Below are 3613 nucleotides of genomic sequence, written 5' to 3' on the forward strand. Positions count from 1 at the left end.
GGCCCATGGCCCACTGCTGCTGTTGGCGGTGAGCGGTGTGCTGGGGATCGCGCTGGGCGACAGCTTTTATTTCGCGGCTTTGCGGCGGCTGGGCACCCGCCGCACGCTCACCATCGATGCCGGCGGGCCTGCGGTGGCTTCCCTGGGTGGGATGGTCTGGCTGGCGGAGGTGCCGGAGCCGCTCCACTGGTTCGGTCTGGGTCTGATCACTGTGGCGCTGTTGCTTGTGGCGGGGCAGCGTTCGGGTGATGCCCTGACAGGGCAACAGCAGATGCAGGGTGTGGTTCTGGCTCTGGGGGCGCTGCTCTGCGGCAGTGCTGGAGCACTGGTGTCCCGCGCGGCGCTGCGTGATGCCGCTTTCGATCCGCTGCAGTCGGCCCTGGTGCGGGTGCTGGCGGCGGGCTTGGTGTTGCTGCCCTTGCTGCGGGGCTGGCGAACCAGGGGATGGGGCCCGCGGCCTCCGCTCCGGCGCTGGCCCCTGGGATTGCTGGCGACGCTGCTCGGAACCACCGCAGGCATCGCCCTGCAGCAGTTGGCGTTGCAGCGGTTGCCGGGCGGGATCGCGGTGGCGCTGCTAGCCACCGCTCCGCTGATGGCGATCCCCCTGGCTCACCTGGAAGGGGACTGGCCGGGATGGCGGGGATGGCTGGCCGGCTTGCTGGCCCTGAGCGGCGTTAGTGCTCTGGTGGCTTGAGCGTGGTGCCCAGCCGTTGATCAGCCTGTTGCTGTCCCCACTGCACCAGGTCGCTGATCTCGAGCGCCAGCGGTGGTTTGTGCAGTTCCAGGCCGATGGCATCCAGTTGAACGGCGGCCTTGGCTAGTTGCTCAACCAACACCGGAATAAAGGTGGGATCCACCGCCAGGTTGGGTTGTTGGTGGGCCCAGGCCATCAGGCCCTCCTGGGCTGGCATGGCGGCGGTGCCTTGGGCGGCCTGCTGCAGGCAGCGCAGGCTGTGGGCCAGCAGGCGTAGGTGATGACGCTCCAGTGCCGGAAGCAGCGTGCTTTCCAGCTCCTGAAGGTCGTGTTCGCTCAGCACGGCTGCAGCAGAAATCCGCAGGAGTTGCCGCCATCGAGCAGCCAGTGCACCCGCTCCACAGCGCAGTCGGGAAAGGTGTGCCGAATCAGCTGCAGCTCCTGATCGCACACGCAGGGGAACTGTTCAGCGATCTTCATCACCGAGCAGTGGAATTCGCTGATCACCCATCCTTCGCCCTTGGGGTTGGGCGTGTAGTCGGCCACGTAGCCCTCTCGCCGGCGCAGATCCACGAGCCGCTCGATGCGCTCCCTCAGGCTGCCGTCGCCGATCAGGCGGCGGTAGTCGGAGGCTTTTTCAGAGGCCTGGCTCTGCAGCAGCTGATCCACCATCTCGGTGGGCAGGCTGGTGGCCATCGAACTGAGCAGCCCCAAGGCGAAATGTTCGCTGCCGTTGGGGAACTGGCGGCGGCCTGTGGCTGTGAGCCGCCAAAGATTGGACGGGCGCCCAGGTCCCTCGGGAGCCGGACTGGCTTCCACGAGCCCTTCTTCTTCTAAGGAGCGCAGGTGGCGCCGCATCACCTGGACAGATACTCCAAGGGATCCAGCCAGTTGCGCCGCGGTGATTTCACCCTGACGCAACATCAGGGTGAGCGCTGCCTCTCGGGTGGGTGCCTGCGTTGAGGCGCTCATGACCAACTCTTTACCACCACACCATGCCACGCCTGTTCGGGCTCTGACGAGTGGCCCGTGCTGGTGCGCCCACACGTCACAATGCAGCGTCACCCCCGGGTGCCGCCCGTGTGCTTTAGGGTCAACTTGCGAAACAGCTTGGTTTCGTAACTGCTGGCCAAGCCCGCACGGGCACAACGCTCCGCCTCGCCTTTGCCCTCATGTCTGAAGCTCCTGCCCCCCAAGCCAGCGACAGCCTTGAGGTGATCCGCAAGTTCGCGGAAACCTACGCCCAGCGCACGGGCACCTATTTCTGCAGCGACCCCAGCGTTACGGCGGTCGTGCTCGAGGGTCTGGCTCGCCATAAGGATGAGCTCGGTGGTGCCCTGTGCCCCTGTCGCCATTACGAAGACAAGGAGGCCGAGGTGGCCCAGGCCTTCTGGAACTGCCCCTGCGTGCCGATGCGTGAACGCAAAGAGTGTCATTGCATGCTGTTCCTCACCGAAGACAACCCCTTCCGCGGCGAGAAGCAGACGATCACGCTCGAAGAAGTGAAAGCCCATTGCGCCGGTTGAAGGTCCGATCATGAGCAACGCACAGGCTGTTGGTGATCTGGTGAGCCAGCCGTACAAGTACGGCTTCGTCACTGATATCGAAACGGAAAAGATCGCCAAGGGCCTCAGCGAGGACGTGGTGCGCTTGATCTCCAGCAAGAAGGAGGAGCCTTCTTTCTTGCTGGATTTCCGCCTGCGTGCCTACAGGCAGTGGCTGCAGATGAGTGAGCCCGATTGGGCCGCTCTCGGTTATCCGGCGATCGACTACCAAGACGTGGTGTACTACGCCGCGCCCAAGCAGCAGCAGAAGAAGGCCAGCCTCGATGAGGTGGACCCAAAACTGCTCGAAACCTTCGACAAGCTCGGCATCCCGCTCAGCGAGCAGAAGCGCCTGTCGAATGTGGCTGTCGACGCGGTGTTCGACAGTGTGTCGATCGCCACGACCTACAAGGAAAAGCTGGCTGAGCACGGGGTGATCTTTTGCTCGATCAGCGAGGCAGTGAAAGAACACCCTGAGCTGATTGAGCGTTATCTCGGCACTGTGGTGCCCAGTAACGACAACTACTTTGCTGCGCTTAATTCCGCCGTCTTCAGCGATGGCTCCTTCGTGTTCATTCCCAAAGGCGTGGAATGCCCGATGGAGCTCTCCACTTATTTCCGCATCAACTCGGGCGATACAGGCCAGTTCGAACGCACCCTGATCGTTGCGGAAGAGGGTGCTTCGGTCAGCTACCTCGAAGGCTGCACTGCCCCGATGTTTGACACCAATCAGCTGCACGCAGCTGTGGTTGAACTGGTGGCTCTCGATGATGCCGCGATCAAATACTCCACCGTTCAGAACTGGTACGCCGGTGATGAAAACGGCGTGGGAGGCATCTACAACTTCGTGACCAAGCGCGGCCAGTGCCGTGGCGACCGCAGCAAGATCAGCTGGACCCAGGTGGAAACCGGCTCAGCCATCACCTGGAAGTACCCCAGCTGTGTGCTGCAGGGCGCCGATTCGGTGGGTGAGTTTTATTCCGTGGCTCTCACCAACAACAAACAGCAGGCCGATACCGGCACCAAAATGATTCACGTGGGGCCTCGCACGCGCTCCACCATCGTGAGCAAGGGCATCAGCGCGGGTCGCTCTGCCAATAGCTATCGCGGTTTGGTGCAGATCGGCCCGAAAGCGCTGGGGGCACGCAACTACAGCCAATGCGATTCGATGCTGATCGGCGATCAGGCGGCCGCCAACACCTATCCCTACATCCGCTCCCAGCAGCCTCAGGCTTCGGTGGAACACGAAGCGAGCACCTGCCGCATCTCAGAAGACCAGCTCTTCTATCTCCAGAGTCGTGGAATCGGCTTTGAAGAGGCGGTTTCGATGATGGTGAGCGGCTTCTGCCGCGACGTGTTCAACCAGCTGCCGATG

General features: G+C 62.9%; 5 protein-coding genes. 3 read left to right on the forward strand and 2 right to left on the reverse strand.

All coding sequences use genetic code 11. The annotated features are described in order from the left end of the window. On the forward strand, window positions 1–694 hold a 694-nt coding region (locus tag ACIQ2E_RS13280; protein ID WP_398331443.1), incomplete at its 5' end, for an EamA family transporter. Here the strand turns inward: ACIQ2E_RS13280 and ACIQ2E_RS13285 are convergent. Together ACIQ2E_RS13285 and sufR are read right to left on the reverse strand one after the other, a co-directional pair. Continuing rightward, complete coding sequence (locus ACIQ2E_RS13285) at window positions 675–1037, reverse strand: hypothetical protein (RefSeq protein WP_398331446.1); 363 nt, start codon at window positions 1035–1037, stop codon at window positions 675–677. The two genes, ACIQ2E_RS13280 and ACIQ2E_RS13285, sit on opposite strands and share 20 nt — an antisense overlap. Next, on the reverse strand, window positions 1031–1666 hold the full coding sequence (gene sufR / locus ACIQ2E_RS13290; RefSeq protein WP_398331449.1) for an iron-sulfur cluster biosynthesis transcriptional regulator SufR: 636 nt from the start codon (window positions 1664–1666) through the stop codon (window positions 1031–1033). The genes ACIQ2E_RS13285 and sufR overlap by 7 nt, the downstream gene beginning before the upstream one ends. Window positions 1667–1866: 200 nt before the next feature. Between sufR and ACIQ2E_RS13295 the strand changes: the two genes are divergently transcribed. Together ACIQ2E_RS13295 and sufB are read left to right on the forward strand one after the other, a co-directional pair. Further along, window positions 1867–2220, forward strand: a complete 354-nt coding sequence (locus tag ACIQ2E_RS13295; RefSeq protein ID WP_010304579.1) for a ferredoxin-thioredoxin reductase catalytic domain-containing protein — start codon at window positions 1867–1869, stop codon at window positions 2218–2220. Between the two features lie 10 nt (window positions 2221–2230). Then, window positions 2231–3613, forward strand: a 1383-nt coding sequence (gene sufB, locus ACIQ2E_RS13300) for a Fe-S cluster assembly protein SufB (RefSeq protein ID WP_398331453.1), incomplete at its 3' end; no start/stop codon positions are given.

The sequence above is a fragment of the Vulcanococcus sp. genome (genome assembly GCF_044369115.1).
GTDB lineage: Bacteria > Cyanobacteriota > Cyanobacteriia > PCC-6307 > Cyanobiaceae > Vulcanococcus.